Genomic DNA, 12905 nt, shown 5'->3' with positions numbered 1-12905 from the left:
TCGCAGAAATCAGCCATTATTTAACCTCCGATACTTCCCAAAGTCAAATTGTTTTGCGGTAAAGTTGCGGTAAAAAGCGTTTTTGCAGTGCTGATCGATTTCATCAATGATGGATTCTGTGACCGCTAAAGCGCGCCCGATATGGGCTGGATTCGGCAGCGCGTAGATGTCGCTGGTCGTGCTTTTCACATGTCCAAGCATGATTCTGCCCTGTATCCAGTGTTCTTCTCCGAGTTCTTTTCTGGCTATCGTGGCGATCGACCGGCGGATTAACTTTTCGCCAGCTTCGCGGCCCTTCGGTAAACCGAGTTCTTCCCGCATATTCCCCCATGAATGTTTAATCGTGGTGACGGGGAGATATTGGCCGCGCAGAACGTCCAGATGCGGCGCGAATTGTTGCGCTATTGGCACGGTCGGGCGATACTTCTTGGTCTGCAATCGGCCCGCAGGGTTAAGGGCAAGGACTCTTGCGTTGCTTTTCCAGTTGTCTGAATGAATGTCGTATATCGCGTCCGGCCTTGCCCATGTCGCTACAGCGGCGCGCAGATAGCGCAAAAGGTTGTCTCGGTTATCATATTCCATCGCATAGCCGAACATGGCTGCAATCGTCTTTATATCAGCCCTATATTCAGGAGACTGGCTTAATGCAGTAAACTGGCGCGCTTTGAAGTTGGCGGGGCCGTTGTTGGTGGCATTTATCGCGGCGGCTAGTTGCATGACGCTGCCCTCGATATGTGAAGGGCTGGCCTTGCCTTCTCGCCATTTGCGGAATCTTTCAACCCACTGTTCATCAATCTGCGCGCAATTTGTCGCGGTATCAGTGGCCACCAAATAATCGGTAATATGGGAGAGGCGTGTTCGTGCGCTGGATATTCCAGCCTTACCTTCTGATAGCAAAAGATAATCAGCGATTGCATCCAGTGCCAGGGCAGGGCCTTCACCATCCCAAGGACGGTGGCATGTCGGGCAGGTTGGCCTGCCTTCTGATTTGAGATATTCTCGGTCAAGGGCTAGCTTCCCCTGCCCAATGTCTGCTGTGCCCGCGCTAATGCTTCGTTCGCGGCGCTTGGCTTGGTCGTAATAGATGATTTCGAGATTGCGGCCCTTCCTTTCGTAGAGCCGGTATTCTCCCCGTTGGTAGAGCGGTTTTGGGCGTTTCTTGCGCGGCATTGTTGTCTCCGAAAATCAGCGGCTGCATTTGACAGGCTACTAATGGCCCCACATTCCAATAAAATGTCAAGTTCATCAGGCGATAGCTGCACGGTTTTCCGGCGATCAATCTTGAGTAATAGTTTGCGCTCTAGGTCGGGCGGATAAGTCACTTCTTCTCTCCCAAATAATCCACAACCGCGTTTGCGGGTTCAGCGTTGGTCATTGCGCCTTCCTCCGCTCCGTCAGTTCGTGCTTCAATTCAGCCAGCGCCATGACGGAAGGCTTCACCTCCGGCGCGGCATCATCATAGGCTAGTGTTTTGCGGAACCGGCCACCATTGAGCCGTGCCAGCACACCACGCGGAATCAACTTCCAGTTTGACGGAACGGTGTTCTGCCTGTCACCGTCCAGGCATTTAAGCGCATGACCTTCCGGAACAGGTCCGTTGACCTTCTCCCATTCGTGGCGATGCTTGTGAACATAGCGGCGCTCATATCCGGTGTGCGGGTTTGTTTCCGCAACACTGACCTCGACATAACCATCCCTGCTCACCCGTTCATGGCCAAGATAATTGGTGTTGTGCGGCGTTTGTCCTTTTTTGAATTGCGTCCGGCGCGCATTGGGATGACGACCGCCAACGCCTTCGGGACATTTCTTGCCCTTGTTATGCGGCTCTTGGCCCTTCACAAATTGACCTGTCCGGCCCGTTTTCCAGCCATTGCGCTTGCGTAGGCTGTGCAGGTTGCGCTTGGACACATCATCGCGCCCGAAACGCTTGCAGAACGCGCTGTGATAGTCACTGATCGGCATGGTGCGGTTATCTGATAGCCATGCCAGTTCGGCCTTGGTATATGGTATCTTTCGGCCTTTCATGATTGGTCCTCAAGGGCTGGCTTGTCGCTTTTGAGCGAGGGAAAATGGTTAAGTAAATGGTCGCCATGCTCTGCGATCAATTTAACCGTTTTGAATTGAACATCGGCATTGCGGATAATCTGTTCACTCACATCGACAATTGCCTCTGCGCGCTTGGCCTCGGCTTCGATCTGCTCCTCGGTCATGCAGTCCTCTGATAGCCGCTCAAGCTGTAAAAACAGGTGATCGTTGAGGCTGTTCAGTTTGTTGTTTTTAAGGTTTGTTTCGCCGGTCATTGCTTCACTCCACTTTCAGTAAACCTTGGATGCATGGGCTGGCTATCAACCATCGAGAGCGGCAAGGCAGTCGAACAAAAGCCGCATTCCGCGCTGAACCGGCCAACATACCAGTTGGTTTTTCCGCAGGCAGGACAATGATTATCAACGTCCGGATGATATAATATCATGTAACCGCGCTCGATCTTGGTTGCTGTGTGCTTCATGCTTATCCCTTTCCGGCGGGGAGGCTTTCGCAATCCCCGCCTGTTGGTTGTAAAAACTATGCTTCCTTCCTAATCCAAGACAAAACCTCTGCCTTGGCCTCTGATGCAGTCCATGAGCCTTTGCGCATGGATTCATAAATCTCGCGATATTCAGGTGGACACCATGCCCAATGCTTGCGGTAATTCGCCGCTGCCAACCTCTTTTGGTCAGCCTCGATAACCTCCGGTTGCTTCCGGTATTTCGAGATTGCACACGGGCGGCACAAGCCTGTTTTGCCCATGCGCCGCATGTCTTTCTTCTGGCAGTTATCGGGATTCCGGCATGTCATGGTTAGGCCTCAAATCCCTGCTTGGCCTTGTTGATTTCGCGTTCCAAGATGCTGACATGAGCATCATCCAGCGCCACGCGGTGATTGATAAATTCAGCCTCAACCTTCTTGATCTTGGCCTTTGTGTCGGCTGCTTCCAGAAGCGAAGCGAGTTCCTGAAACTTGGCCTCCGATGCGGAAAGAGTTTCTTCTGTCTGCTCCTCTTCGCCGTCCTGATCGTCGGATAAGCCGCGTTCAGCCGCTGCCTGTTCAGCGTCCAGTTGCTCGTCAATTTCGCGCTGCTGAGCCTCGGAGAGTTCTTCCTGCTGGATTTCGCCGGTTTCGGGATCTGCGTTTTCGGATTCCGCTTCTTGGCTACGAAGTTCTTTGTTGGAAGGGATGCGCGCCTGCTGCATTGGCTCCACTGTGCCCTCGTCAATGCCGTCCACGCCCTCGACATATATGCCGGTCACTCCAAAGGCGACCCGAACACCTTGGCAAAGCGACCGGATACGACACATGTGCTTTGGTTTCTGCTTCCAAGGCTCTGTGTTCATTTTGAACTCGTCGAGATAGACGGTCGTCTTGGTCGGGTGCGACCGGTCCTTGCGGTGGATGATCGTTTCAACGCCAAGAAACTCGTCACCGGACATGATTTCGTTATGCTCGTAACCATCAAATTGCGGATGACGATTCATAATGGCGACCCATCCATCATAGCCGATCATTGGCATGATCCCGCCACGCGACGGGAAGGCATAGATTTCCTTGAGCAAGGGGTTCAGCTGATACTCATTGGCCACCACGATAAGTGCGGCAAACTCCTCGTCATTCGCCTTATTGAACACAGTGCTGCGCAGGGTTGAAATGAGGTTTTTTTGGTCAATCTGCAACCGGTCGGCCATAGCAGCCAATGCTGATTTGCGAGGTCTTGCCGCGGCTGCCCGGTGGGCACTTTCCATGATTTGGTTGTCTTGCCGCGCAAGGGCGGTTGATCGTGCATTCATATATAATTCCTTCTAAGTTTCAGGTTTTACCGGTTCACCACTTTGGCTTCTTCGGTGATCGTGACGCCGGGGATTTCGGTGATTCCGGCCTTGACCAGCGAGGCAACGGCCTTGTCGATTGCCTCTTTGACCTTGGCATTGGACTGCACCATCGCGAACGCGGCGGCATAATCAGTGACAGTGGGAACCTTGACCATTGTTGTCGAAGCAACGGTGCCATCGTAACCGCGAACCGGCTCTTTTTTCTTTTCAACCGGCGCGACATAGGCAGGGGTGGGTTCTGGCTCTGGTTCTGGCTCTGGGGCGGGTTTTCCGGCCTCGATAGCAGCTAGGCGATCTGCCTCGGCTTTGGCGGCGGCTTCCTGACGTTCGCGCTCTATCTTCGCAGCTTTTGCCTGTTCTTCGGCCTCACGCTTGCGCCTTGCGTTTTCACGGTCCCGCACATAGGCGCTTTGCTTGCCTTCGATAGCCGCTTTCAAATCGCTAAGCGGCGCAAACAATGCGTTCTTTTCAGCGTCCACGATCCGGCCACCGTCAAGATAAGGCTGCTTTGCCTCTTTGTGTGCAGCATTGATCATAGTCATGCAGGTGCGAATTTGCTTCACCGTTGAAGCCGCCATGCCAAGCGATTCCTCGCTGGTGACTTTCACGCGGTTGATGAAGGGGATTTCCTGTCCGTCATCGCTTTTCACCGGCACAATGAATTGATTGATCCGTGTGCGCAGTTTTGGGTCTGCATCGACCAGTTCGTCAAATGCGGCCTTGGCCTCGATCTCGACGGGTGGCTTATTGTGGCCTATTCCGCCGTGATCGGCTTCTTTGGGTAGTGTCTGGACGTTTGTGATTGCCATGATTTCGGCTCCTTTGGTTAGAATAACAAATTGTCGGTAAGTGGATCGGCCTTGCGGTATGGGTTCGCCAGCGCCGTTCCTGACGCATTCTCACGCGCCCATTTTGAGCGGCGCACGACTGCTTCATATTTCGCCCTGGTTGTTAGATCGGCGGCGCAGCTTGGCCATATCCGCTCAATATCGACGCTTTCATGTTCGTTCAGAAGCGCGTTCCATCCATGCGACCGGTCCAGTTCTTCGCCGGTGACAGGATCGAGAGGCGCGCCATACCAGATGCGAAGTGCGCACAGTGCGCCGCCGCTACGCATGCGGGTGATGTAAAGGCCAGCAACCGGAATATCAGGGTTCACGCCTTCAAAGCGCACGCCAGTGCTACGCATTTCGCCGTATGGGGTGGAAGAACGGGCCATTATGCGCCAAATCCGATCAGGTAAAAGCAAGCGAACATTGCGACGAACAACAGCGCCACTGTGTCGAGGTTCTGAACGTCTGAAAACAGCAGGTGCAGCCCTTTGGATAACTGGCGTTTCATTGGTCCAGCCCCCGTAAATGGGCCGTAGCTTCGTATTTCTCTTTAGCGGTCCAGTGCTTGGGCCAGCGAACACCATCACGGATCATTGCTTCATCCATCTTCCGGTCAACGAGGCGCTGCTTGATAATGCGGTCCGCCTCCAATTGCTGGCGATATTCAGGGTCATTCCAGTAGCGGTTTAACTCTGGCGATATGGTGATTGGTTCTTCTTCATACGCTGCGATCAGGACGCGGTATTTCTGTGCCTCGCTGCTCATGCCGCACCGCCATTGGTTTTGGTAATCGCTCCAAAAGCATCTTCTACGCGCTGATGTGCGGGCTTAGTTGCAACTACTTTATTGATACAAAGGGTGGAATATTCAGCCTCCCGCGCTTGGCGCTCAAGCGCCTCATTCTTATGGTCTGGGTGGAAAAATACTTCTGGCATCAAACCTTTCTTGGCTAAGCGTCCTAAGCCACCAACCTTTACTGCGGCCATTAATTCTTTACGAACTTGCGCTGGTATTTTACCAATAACCACACGGCTTCCTTGAGCGAGTATCTGCTCGACATTAGGCCCAAGGTCATTGCGGTATCTACTACTCATGATTGCGGCTCTCGTGATTTGAGGGCTGCGTATGCGGTCTTTAAGTCCATATCGTTGTCATACACACCGCTGCGATATGCCGCAGCGGCCATCGGATGGCCTGCCTTCTCATACTCAACAGCAACAATCTCACGCGCCTCGATCAACAGCGGATCGACTGGCTTTTCTTCTTGCTGCTCGATGTATTTGGCGAAGGCTGTTTTTAGCTGCTCAAAAGGAGTAAATGCTATAATTTCTTCTTTGCGTAGCTCATCAGCCCGTTTATAGCCCCATGTTGGTTTATCGCTCATGCCGCCACCCCACGAATTGAAGCAGCCGCAGCCTCTGCGCTCGCAAGATATTCGCCTATCCGTTCGCGATCTTCTTGCTCGGAATCAAGTTCGCCTTCCAGTTCGACAGCAGCATCATGAACCGCATCAATCTCGGTTAAATCGTAAATAGCTTTCAGGACCGCTACGCCTTCATAGCTGTAATGAGGGTCAGCGCGTCGCGCCCTGCAGTGCATCAGCGTTGCAATCGCCGTGTCTAGTTTGTCTTGAGTTGTTGCGTTTGTCATGCCGCCACCTCTGAATTAAATGACTGCCATTCTTCTATCCATTCCACGACCTTGCGAGAAGCGAAGCCGCCTCCAGTGTCATCGGTTGGCTTGTCGCCCTTTTTAATCATCAGGAACCACTGCTCTGACGGGTCGTTTGAATTGTAGTGGAGCTCGGTGTGATCTACCTTTTTAGCGTTGGCTATCGTGCCAACCAGACAAGCGCACTCGCCTTCATATTGTGAACCGTCAACACGGCCAGCTTTAAGCGCATCTAACAGCGCAGGAACCTCTGCTTTGTTCTGGGTTAATGTCATCCATAAGCATGATTTGTATGACCTAAGGTCTGCATCACTAAGGTTTGCGCCGCGAAGGTCTACACCGCTAAGGTTTGCGCCGCTAAGGTTTGCGCCGCGAAGGTCTACACCACGAAGGTCTACACCGCTAAGGTTTGCATCGCGAAGGTTTGCACCGCTAAGGTTTGCATAGCGAAGGTTTGCACCGCTAAGGTTTGCATCGCGAAGGTTTGCACCGCTAAGGTTTGCATCGCGAAGGTTTGCACCGCTAAGGTTTGCATCGCGAAGGTATGCACCGCTAAGGTCTGCACCGCTAAGGTTTGCACCGCTAAGGTCTGCATCGCGAAGGTTTGCATCGCGAAGGTATGCGCCGCTAAGGTTTGCATAGCGAAGGTTTGCACCGCTAAGGTTTGCATCGCGAAGGTTTGCACCGCTAAGGTTTGCGCCGCTAAGGTTTGCGCCGCGAAGGTCTACACCACGAAGGTCTACACCGCTAAGGTTTGCATAGCGAAGGTTTGCATCGCGAAGGTATGCGCCGCTAAGGTATGCACCGCTAAGGTTTGCATCGTTCTTCACGCCCCACCTGACTGCAAGGCCAAGTTTGGCGCTCGGCAGCATGTCCGGCGTAACTTCTATTGTGGCCGTGAACTGGACTTTGCCGGTCCAGCGGCTGCGCACTTCGAATTGCTCTGTTGTCGTGGCTGTCATAGTCTCTACCTATCCTGTGTTGATAGAGACTGTAATACCGTAACGGTATAATACGGTCAAGATAAAAATACCAATAAGGTATATTAATTCCACACAACCCCGAATCAGTGTGCTGCGGGGAGGGATAAAAGAGGGCTACCAATCGGAGGTTATCGTGATATATTATGTTCACCACGTAGGCGCGCGTTATGCTTAGTGCGCAAGGAGCACTCGCTAAATGAACATAGCTACATCAAGCGAATTTTGGCGCGCAAGGCTGGAAATCCCGAATTACGAGGTTAAAGAGGCTGCTCGCTATGCTCATGTCCACTCTGCTACAGTGGCGCGGTGGCACAAAAACACGACACTTGGGAAGCGGGAGCCGGGGGCCAAATTATCATATATGCAGCTTATCGAATTAGCTGTGGCAGCCGCCTGCAAGGACGCGGGCATGAAGCTTGGGGACATACGGGCTGCGCGGTCATATTTTGCAGGCGCATTTAAGACAGAATATCCGTTCGCCATGCTCGATCTTATGACGGATGGGGTAGACCTTGCCGTAAAGGCGGGGGCTGAATTGCTGATCGGCAACCGTAATGGGCAATTGGCTTGGAAGCGCGTTATCGGGGATCGGTTTAAAGAGTTTGAATATGAAGATGGGATCGCCACTCGGTGGCATTTGGCTGGAGAAAAATCACCAGTCGTAATTGATCCGAAAGTGCGTTTTGGAGCGCCTCATGTATCTGGTGTTCCAACTTGGCTGTTGAAAGAGCGTTGGGCGGAGGGGGAGCCTATGAATGAAATTACAGATGACCTTGGCCTAGAGGTCTCGGAATTAAAAGCAGCGCTGCTATTCGAAGGGATTGACCCAAAAACCACTCGGCAAAATGAGTGGCTGAACTAACCTTTTTCTTTGATCGTTGTACAGGCTCAAAACTCCCTAAGTTATTGAGGCAAACCCGTGCGCCTTTCAAAATTGAATTTCATGACGAAAAGTCCAACGGCTTCGCAAGGGATACAGATGATGACGTGTGGCTTGCTGAAGTTAGCAAAAAAGGATGGATCGTCATCAGTCACGACAAGCGATTCCATAAGGATAGTCTTGCTATGGAGGCTGTTCGCCAGCATCAAGGGCGCGTTTTCTATCTGGATGGCGGAAGCTCGGTTAATTGGGACAAACTGCGGCGCTTTGCATATACCTACAAAAAAATGGAGCAACTTGTTAAAAATCAGCCAGCCCCATTCATATACCGTATCACCTATAGCGACCGGATAATCAGGCAAAAGGGATTTGACTAAGCCAATCAGCTTTCCTTTTCCGCTTGAGAGGTCTATATAGATGGCAATTGCTTGTGGGAGACCATTAAGCCTCAAAACCTCTCAAGAGGCGGCTATGTCAACGGCGAAACCAAGCTGCGATATAGTTTTCAAGACCCCCGGGCTTCGGTTTTGGGGGTCTTGTTATTTGTGCTGAGAATAAACCATGCTCCTAATCGTCGCTCTCCTAATATCCTGTCACGCAATCGACGGCGACACTCTGCGCTGCGGTGACGAGCGCATCCGGCTCTTGGCTATCGACGCACCGGAAATGGGCGGGAAGTGCAGGGGCAGGACAGGGCGTGTCTGCGTTGATGGAGATCCAGACAGGGCCAAGGCTCATCTGGCCCGGCTGATCGGTAAGGGCAGGCTACGCATAGATCGCACAGGCAAAGACCGTTATGGCCGGACGGTTGCGGTTGTATATGCCGGAGGAGTGAACGTGGCCTGCTCAATGCTTGCCGCTGGCGATGCCGTCTATCAGGCGCGCTATGACCAGCGAGGCAGGGTTAAGCGGGAGTGTGGGGTGGATTAACTACGGGGCTGTTGGCTTGATTGCCATATCAGGCATATTTTTCGCTTTTGATCCATTTTTTGCCTCTTAGTTTTGGCATACTTGAATAGGGTAATTCGTAGTCGCTTTTGAGACTACTTTCTTCAGATGGACCAAAATCCACGTCACCAATAATCCGGCCATGTGATTCAAGCAGCCTCCGTGCTTCAGCTATTTCTGTCTCAAAGTGCTCTTGTGTACGCTGCATGTTCAGCCTCCTAGTCCAAAAAGCCTATGCTTAGTATGTGTCGCTATCTCTACACCGGTCTTACCACAATAATCTACGAAAAGATCGTAATATTCTCTTATAGCATTACTAAGCCCTGGATTCTCACCAAAATTTTTAATCTGCAAACCTACGCGATCAGACTCTAGCACTCGCAAAGGTATGCCGCGGCCGTGTGAATTCCATTCTGTTGCGTCACCCAACAATGCAGCTATGCGGCTGGCTCGCTCTTTTTTGTAATCTTCGGTTACCGCACACTGAGTACTTTCCCTTATGTCCCAATCCTTAAATTTGTACTTACAAAGCCATTTTTCGATAAGATCGGCAGAGTGCTTTTTGGCCTGCTCCAGTAAAAACAACTCTGCCGGGTCGAACTTTCTAATAAAAAACTCTAGCTCGGCGGGAGTAATTGCTCCATTCCGGCTTTTGCTCACTAAATCATTGTACTTTTCTAAATACCCAAGACCGGGCACCCACCGGCCATCGCGGTTCATGATTTGGGGATCAATCGGTCCGAGCACCGAATAATAATCCATATAAATCTCATCTCCCGACAGGGATAAAACAGTCCCGGCGGAATACGCAAAACTAGGAATCACGAATATAACGGATGAAAAGTGATGGCGAAACACATCGCTAATTCGCTCCACAACTTCAACCGATCCGCCACTTGTTTCCAAAACAACAACTAGCTGTTCTCGTCGTCCCGTTGGGGTGGCAAGGTTTTCGACTTCTGTACGGATAACATCATCTAATCCCGGAGCCATAGGTGCGCGGATTAACATAACTTCACCGTTAAGCTGGTCCTCAAGAGTCTTACACTTCTCGGCAAGAAGTGATTTAATAATATCGTCTGATTTTATAGCATCCATTATTTGCTACCCCCTTAACGATGCTCTATTTCAGATCATAGTTGCAAATGCAATAACGGTACCCCTTATGAGGAAAAGCTGGCCGCCCGGCGGGTACCCATCTCCCGCCAATCCCCACCCCACCTGACCGCAACTATCAAGCTCGGATTCGACAGGACGCGCCAGTCATGCCAGACCGACTGCGGGGCAATGACCATGAAACAAGGCTGCGCGTGTAATGGATAAATGGCTGCGCTTCGAGATCGCGCTTATAACTGCGTTCACGATATTCGGCGTGCTGATGGCACTCCGGACGGTGTTTTATTGGGTTTTTGGGTAGCCAGCCTCAATATGTTGCAGAATAGACTGGTTTTCCATCTGCATTAAAAGGAACAGTGCAACTGGTGGTTTCTCGCACTGGCGTACCATATGCGTTCGCGGCATCATATTCGATCGAGACAGTTATGCTGTTCTGCAGCCGGTAGTGATCTGCACTCACCCTTTCATATGTAGACGGTGAGCGCAGATCGCGCTTAATAACGTTCTCGCATGCCGTTACTGCCTCATTGCAGCCAGTCAGCAACATCAATGCTGGCATAAAAATCAAGGTGGCTAGGCGAGTTATGCTGGGACCCCCTACGATTCTTCCAGCCCGATGCATTGCCGCCAAGCCGTGCCGATCGTGCCGAACTGGCGGCGATATTCAATACGACTGCCTTCGCCTTCCGGCCAGATCGTGAAGGCCAGAGAAACGCCGCCATAGCCGTTTTTGATAAGAACGACCTTTGAGCCATCATCCTTATCAAGGACCGGGACGTTGTTTTTATTCGCCAAGCAGAACACAACTTCGTTCTGGCTGTTTTCGGAATGATAAACCTCGGTCGGCTCTTTAGAAAGCACGGTTTGTGTTGAAGCGCAGCCCCCAAGCGCTATTGCTCCGATAAGAATTAAATTTCGCATTTATACCCCCTTTATTTAGTTAATCGTCGTTCCCCGTTTATTCCGGCCTCACTGACGCCACGACAACAGCAACAATCCTGGTTTCTTCAATTTCGCCGTTGTCGTCCTGTAGGCATATCGACTGATGCACGGGATTGCTAGATCGCGGTCGAAGCCAAAGCGCCCCGTCGATTTCCACTAACTCTTTTACCGTGGCTTCGATCGTCTGATCAAACTTGCGTCGAACGACGACAACTTTTTTCCCAGGCATCGGCTCTGCGTTACCAAACAGGCTTACACACTCGACAATTGTGCCGTCTGGATAAATTTCATCCATTGAATCGCCTTTCACTTGAAGGCCAAATCTGTGCCCAACGTCAGCTGTTACATCCGCCCTCCCGGTAAAACTCTGCCAGTCATCCTCGTGCCATTCATATGCTTCAACCCACTGGCCGGCAGCGACTGCACCCTTAACATACAAGGTTGGACCAAGTGCCCTTATAGGTACATTCGCGAAAAGATCAGAGAGCGTGACTCCAAACGTTTTAGCTATAAGTTCTAAGTCAGAAATTGAGGGCTCCCGCTTCCCACTTTCCCATCGCTGGATTGTCGGTTGCTCGACATTCAGCATCTCTGCCAATTTGGATTGCGTGAAATTTGCTGACTTCCGTAGCCGCTTAATATTGTCAGAATATGCCATAGCGGCATTATCGAGATAAATAACCTCATCCGGAATAGCCGGAGTGGTATATTTAGCTGTTGCCAAACATACCGTATCGGTATATATTTCGAGCATGACCTACTCAGACACCTTAAAGGCGTATCTTTCAAAAGAAGATGTTACGCAGGCGGTCTTCGCCGAAATGATCAAGAAGAAGCAAGCGACAGTCAACAGATATGTAGCTGGCGTTAGATTCCCCGATGCAGATACGGCGCGAGATATTGAAAACGCAACAAATGGCGGCGTTCCTTTCGCTGTTTGGCAAACAGAGTTTTTGCAGCGCTCTGGGGTCGCAGCATGACCACCCCCACACCCTTCACGCCCGAACAGGAACTCCGCATCGCTGAGATTGTGGCCCATGTAATCCGCGCAGAATCCGAATATCAACGACTTAAAGCGGATCGGCGTCGCCACAGATATATGACCTCGCTCGAGCCGTCTAAGGGACTTAGCCGAAGGGTTAAAGTCTATGACCCACGACCACCCAGAAACTTCCGGGATAATGGAGGGCATCATGGCAACCCTTAACCCCCTTAAACTTAATCTCAGCGCTTCAACAGCACCCGCCGGTCGATCACTTACGTCTGTATTTGATGTGCTTGGAGCCTCGAACAGCCTTCGCAATAGCGTCGCCGGTAGCTTCCCTGATCTTTTCCACGCCAAATTTAGTGGCAGCGTCTGTGACTTGACGGTTGATAACCTCGATCTGTTCATGGGTGAGATGGTCAATGAAGCCGCACTCGGGGCAGACAAGATCAGTTTCAGTGTCAAGCCCAGCGAGCGGTACCTCGAACTTGTGGCCGCAATCAGCCGTGATGGGAACTTTTCCTGTGATTTCGATGCGCATTGGCCCGTACTTTCAGTTGTTGGTGACACTGCAACTGTAGCCGAAGCCGGGGACTGCGCAAGCGTCCCCGGTGAGGTGGCGCTATGACCACCCCACCACACCAATTCCCTTTCAGGGATAGCGAGGCGGGTATTCCTCTCCGC

General features: G+C 51.6%; 22 protein-coding genes. 5 read left to right on the top strand and 17 right to left on the bottom strand.

The genetic code is table 11. The annotated features are described in order from the left end of the window. Positions 1 to 9: 9 nt before the first annotated feature. The 13 genes from AB1K62_RS14585 to AB1K62_RS14525 form a co-directional block, all read right to left on the bottom strand. Positions 10 to 1170 (bottom strand): hypothetical protein, encoded by a 1161-nt coding sequence (locus tag AB1K62_RS14585; RefSeq protein ID WP_367004685.1) that lies wholly within the window; start codon positions 1168 to 1170, stop codon positions 10 to 12. A gap of 201 nt (positions 1171 to 1371) precedes the next feature. Next, positions 1372 to 2025 carry an HNH endonuclease signature motif containing protein gene (locus tag AB1K62_RS14580; protein WP_367004683.1) on the bottom strand — a complete coding sequence of 218 codons (654 nt, stop codon included), beginning with the start codon at positions 2023 to 2025 and terminating at the stop codon, positions 1372 to 1374. After that, positions 2022 to 2300, bottom strand: coding sequence for a hypothetical protein (locus AB1K62_RS14575; RefSeq protein ID WP_367004682.1), 279 nt, complete (start codon positions 2298 to 2300; stop codon positions 2022 to 2024). The genes AB1K62_RS14580 and AB1K62_RS14575 overlap by 4 nt, the downstream gene beginning before the upstream one ends. Beyond that, positions 2297 to 2506 (bottom strand): hypothetical protein, encoded by a 210-nt coding sequence (locus AB1K62_RS14570; RefSeq protein WP_367004681.1) that lies wholly within the window; start codon positions 2504 to 2506, stop codon positions 2297 to 2299. Before AB1K62_RS14570 ends, AB1K62_RS14575 begins: the two co-directional genes overlap by 4 nt. A 331-nt stretch (positions 2507 to 2837) precedes the next feature. Further along, positions 2838 to 3821, bottom strand: coding sequence for a RecT family recombinase (locus AB1K62_RS14565; protein ID WP_367004680.1), 984 nt, complete (start codon positions 3819 to 3821; stop codon positions 2838 to 2840). A gap of 26 nt (positions 3822 to 3847) precedes the next feature. Then, positions 3848 to 4672 carry a hypothetical protein gene (locus AB1K62_RS14560; protein ID WP_367004679.1) on the bottom strand — a complete coding sequence of 275 codons (825 nt, stop codon included), beginning with the start codon at positions 4670 to 4672 and terminating at the stop codon, positions 3848 to 3850. A 17-nt stretch (positions 4673 to 4689) separates the two neighbouring features. Beyond that, on the bottom strand, positions 4690 to 5082 hold the full coding sequence (locus AB1K62_RS14555; RefSeq protein WP_367004677.1) for a hypothetical protein: 393 nt from the start codon (positions 5080 to 5082) through the stop codon (positions 4690 to 4692). Next, positions 5082 to 5204, bottom strand: a complete 123-nt coding sequence (locus AB1K62_RS14550) for a hypothetical protein (RefSeq protein ID WP_367004676.1) — start codon at positions 5202 to 5204, stop codon at positions 5082 to 5084. Before AB1K62_RS14550 ends, AB1K62_RS14555 begins: the two co-directional genes overlap by 1 nt. Continuing rightward, on the bottom strand, positions 5201 to 5461 hold the full coding sequence (locus AB1K62_RS14545) for a hypothetical protein (protein WP_367004674.1): 261 nt from the start codon (positions 5459 to 5461) through the stop codon (positions 5201 to 5203). Before AB1K62_RS14545 ends, AB1K62_RS14550 begins: the two co-directional genes overlap by 4 nt. Then, positions 5458 to 5790, bottom strand: coding sequence for a hypothetical protein (locus AB1K62_RS14540; RefSeq protein ID WP_367004672.1), 333 nt, complete (start codon positions 5788 to 5790; stop codon positions 5458 to 5460). The genes AB1K62_RS14545 and AB1K62_RS14540 overlap by 4 nt, the downstream gene beginning before the upstream one ends. Further along, entirely contained in the window at positions 5787 to 6080 is a 294-nt protein-coding gene (locus tag AB1K62_RS14535; RefSeq protein ID WP_367004670.1) for a hypothetical protein, read from the bottom strand. Before AB1K62_RS14535 ends, AB1K62_RS14540 begins: the two co-directional genes overlap by 4 nt. Then, positions 6077 to 6346, bottom strand: coding sequence for a hypothetical protein (locus AB1K62_RS14530; protein ID WP_367004668.1), 270 nt, complete (start codon positions 6344 to 6346; stop codon positions 6077 to 6079). Before AB1K62_RS14530 ends, AB1K62_RS14535 begins: the two co-directional genes overlap by 4 nt. Next, on the bottom strand, positions 6343 to 7329 hold the full coding sequence (locus AB1K62_RS14525; RefSeq protein ID WP_367004667.1) for a pentapeptide repeat-containing protein: 987 nt from the start codon (positions 7327 to 7329) through the stop codon (positions 6343 to 6345). Before AB1K62_RS14525 ends, AB1K62_RS14530 begins: the two co-directional genes overlap by 4 nt. A gap of 217 nt (positions 7330 to 7546) precedes the next feature. On the opposite strand from AB1K62_RS14525, the gene AB1K62_RS14520 reads away from it, so the two are divergent. From AB1K62_RS14520 to AB1K62_RS14510, 3 genes are all read left to right on the top strand, one after another. Beyond that, positions 7547 to 8212 (top strand): DUF433 domain-containing protein, encoded by a 666-nt coding sequence (locus tag AB1K62_RS14520; RefSeq protein ID WP_367004666.1) that lies wholly within the window; start codon positions 7547 to 7549, stop codon positions 8210 to 8212. After that, positions 8200 to 8607 carry a hypothetical protein gene (locus AB1K62_RS14515; protein ID WP_367004664.1) on the top strand — a complete coding sequence of 136 codons (408 nt, stop codon included), beginning with the start codon at positions 8200 to 8202 and terminating at the stop codon, positions 8605 to 8607. Before AB1K62_RS14520 ends, AB1K62_RS14515 begins: the two co-directional genes overlap by 13 nt. Positions 8608 to 8791: 184 nt before the next feature. Further along, the gene (locus tag AB1K62_RS14510; RefSeq protein ID WP_367004662.1) at positions 8792 to 9160 is read left to right on the top strand and encodes a thermonuclease family protein; all 369 of its coding nucleotides are present in this window, start codon (positions 8792 to 8794) and stop codon (positions 9158 to 9160) included. Positions 9161 to 9188: 28 nt separating this feature from the next. On the opposite strand, the gene AB1K62_RS14505 is transcribed toward AB1K62_RS14510, so the two are convergent. The 4 genes from AB1K62_RS14505 to AB1K62_RS14490 form a co-directional block, all read right to left on the bottom strand. Then, positions 9189 to 9386, bottom strand: a complete 198-nt coding sequence (locus tag AB1K62_RS14505) for a hypothetical protein (RefSeq protein WP_367004661.1) — start codon at positions 9384 to 9386, stop codon at positions 9189 to 9191. A gap of 2 nt (positions 9387 to 9388) precedes the next feature. After that, positions 9389 to 10276, bottom strand: a complete 888-nt coding sequence (locus tag AB1K62_RS14500) for a hypothetical protein (protein ID WP_367004660.1) — start codon at positions 10274 to 10276, stop codon at positions 9389 to 9391. Positions 10277 to 10891: 615 nt separating this feature from the next. After that, positions 10892 to 11215, bottom strand: coding sequence for a hypothetical protein (locus tag AB1K62_RS14495; protein ID WP_367004657.1), 324 nt, complete (start codon positions 11213 to 11215; stop codon positions 10892 to 10894). Positions 11216 to 11252: 37 nt separating this feature from the next. Further along, positions 11253 to 11990 (bottom strand): XRE family transcriptional regulator, encoded by a 738-nt coding sequence (locus tag AB1K62_RS14490; RefSeq protein ID WP_367004655.1) that lies wholly within the window; start codon positions 11988 to 11990, stop codon positions 11253 to 11255. Here AB1K62_RS14490 and AB1K62_RS14485 point away from each other — a divergent pair. Next, positions 11989 to 12216, top strand: coding sequence for a helix-turn-helix transcriptional regulator (locus AB1K62_RS14485; RefSeq protein ID WP_367004653.1), 228 nt, complete (start codon positions 11989 to 11991; stop codon positions 12214 to 12216). The genes AB1K62_RS14490 and AB1K62_RS14485 overlap by 2 nt on opposite strands. 168 nt (positions 12217 to 12384) lie before the next feature. Next, a complete protein-coding gene (locus tag AB1K62_RS14480; RefSeq protein WP_367004651.1) occupies positions 12385 to 12849 on the top strand; it encodes a hypothetical protein in 465 nt (154 codons plus the stop codon). Positions 12850 to 12905 lie beyond the last annotated feature (56 nt).

Source organism: Parasphingorhabdus sp. JC815, assembly GCF_040717415.1.
Lineage (GTDB): Bacteria > Pseudomonadota > Alphaproteobacteria > Sphingomonadales > Sphingomonadaceae > Parasphingorhabdus.
The sequence above is the reverse complement of the archived record's forward strand: the minus strand, read 5'-3'. Positions and strand labels throughout refer to the sequence as shown.

Bases quoted from the DNA above. Each gene is read 5' to 3' on its own strand.
- AB1K62_RS14510 (WP_367004662.1), top strand. From the start codon at position 8,792: ATGCTCCTAATCGTCGCTCTCCTAATATCCTGTCACGCAATCGACGGC.
- AB1K62_RS14550 (WP_367004676.1), bottom strand. From the start codon at position 5,204: ATGAAACGCCAGTTATCCAAAGGGCTGCACCTGCTGTTTTCAGACGTT.
- AB1K62_RS14545 (WP_367004674.1), bottom strand. From the start codon at position 5,461: ATGAGCAGCGAGGCACAGAAATACCGCGTCCTGATCGCAGCGTATGAA.
- AB1K62_RS14535 (WP_367004670.1), bottom strand. From the start codon at position 6,080: ATGAGCGATAAACCAACATGGGGCTATAAACGGGCTGATGAGCTACGC.
- AB1K62_RS14540 (WP_367004672.1), bottom strand. From the start codon at position 5,790: ATGAGTAGTAGATACCGCAATGACCTTGGGCCTAATGTCGAGCAGATA.
- AB1K62_RS14575 (WP_367004682.1), bottom strand. From the start codon at position 2,300: ATGACCGGCGAAACAAACCTTAAAAACAACAAACTGAACAGCCTCAAC.
- AB1K62_RS14525 (WP_367004667.1), bottom strand. From the start codon at position 7,329: ATGACAGCCACGACAACAGAGCAATTCGAAGTGCGCAGCCGCTGGACC.
- AB1K62_RS14565 (WP_367004680.1), bottom strand. From the start codon at position 3,821: ATGAATGCACGATCAACCGCCCTTGCGCGGCAAGACAACCAAATCATG.
- AB1K62_RS14560 (WP_367004679.1), bottom strand. From the start codon at position 4,672: ATGGCAATCACAAACGTCCAGACACTACCCAAAGAAGCCGATCACGGC.
- AB1K62_RS14570 (WP_367004681.1), bottom strand. From the start codon at position 2,506: ATGAAGCACACAGCAACCAAGATCGAGCGCGGTTACATGATATTATAT.
- AB1K62_RS14490 (WP_367004655.1), bottom strand. From the start codon at position 11,990: ATGCTCGAAATATATACCGATACGGTATGTTTGGCAACAGCTAAATAT.
- AB1K62_RS14555 (WP_367004677.1), bottom strand. From the start codon at position 5,082: ATGGCCCGTTCTTCCACCCCATACGGCGAAATGCGTAGCACTGGCGTG.
- AB1K62_RS14485 (WP_367004653.1), top strand. From the start codon at position 11,989: ATGACCTACTCAGACACCTTAAAGGCGTATCTTTCAAAAGAAGATGTT.
- AB1K62_RS14520 (WP_367004666.1), top strand. From the start codon at position 7,547: ATGAACATAGCTACATCAAGCGAATTTTGGCGCGCAAGGCTGGAAATC.
- AB1K62_RS14495 (WP_367004657.1), bottom strand. From the start codon at position 11,215: ATGCGAAATTTAATTCTTATCGGAGCAATAGCGCTTGGGGGCTGCGCT.
- AB1K62_RS14530 (WP_367004668.1), bottom strand. From the start codon at position 6,346: ATGACAAACGCAACAACTCAAGACAAACTAGACACGGCGATTGCAACG.
- AB1K62_RS14580 (WP_367004683.1), bottom strand. From the start codon at position 2,025: ATGAAAGGCCGAAAGATACCATATACCAAGGCCGAACTGGCATGGCTA.
- AB1K62_RS14505 (WP_367004661.1), bottom strand. From the start codon at position 9,386: ATGCAGCGTACACAAGAGCACTTTGAGACAGAAATAGCTGAAGCACGG.
- AB1K62_RS14585 (WP_367004685.1), bottom strand. From the start codon at position 1,170: ATGCCGCGCAAGAAACGCCCAAAACCGCTCTACCAACGGGGAGAATAC.
- AB1K62_RS14500 (WP_367004660.1), bottom strand. From the start codon at position 10,276: ATGGATGCTATAAAATCAGACGATATTATTAAATCACTTCTTGCCGAG.
- AB1K62_RS14480 (WP_367004651.1), top strand. From the start codon at position 12,385: ATGACCCACGACCACCCAGAAACTTCCGGGATAATGGAGGGCATCATG.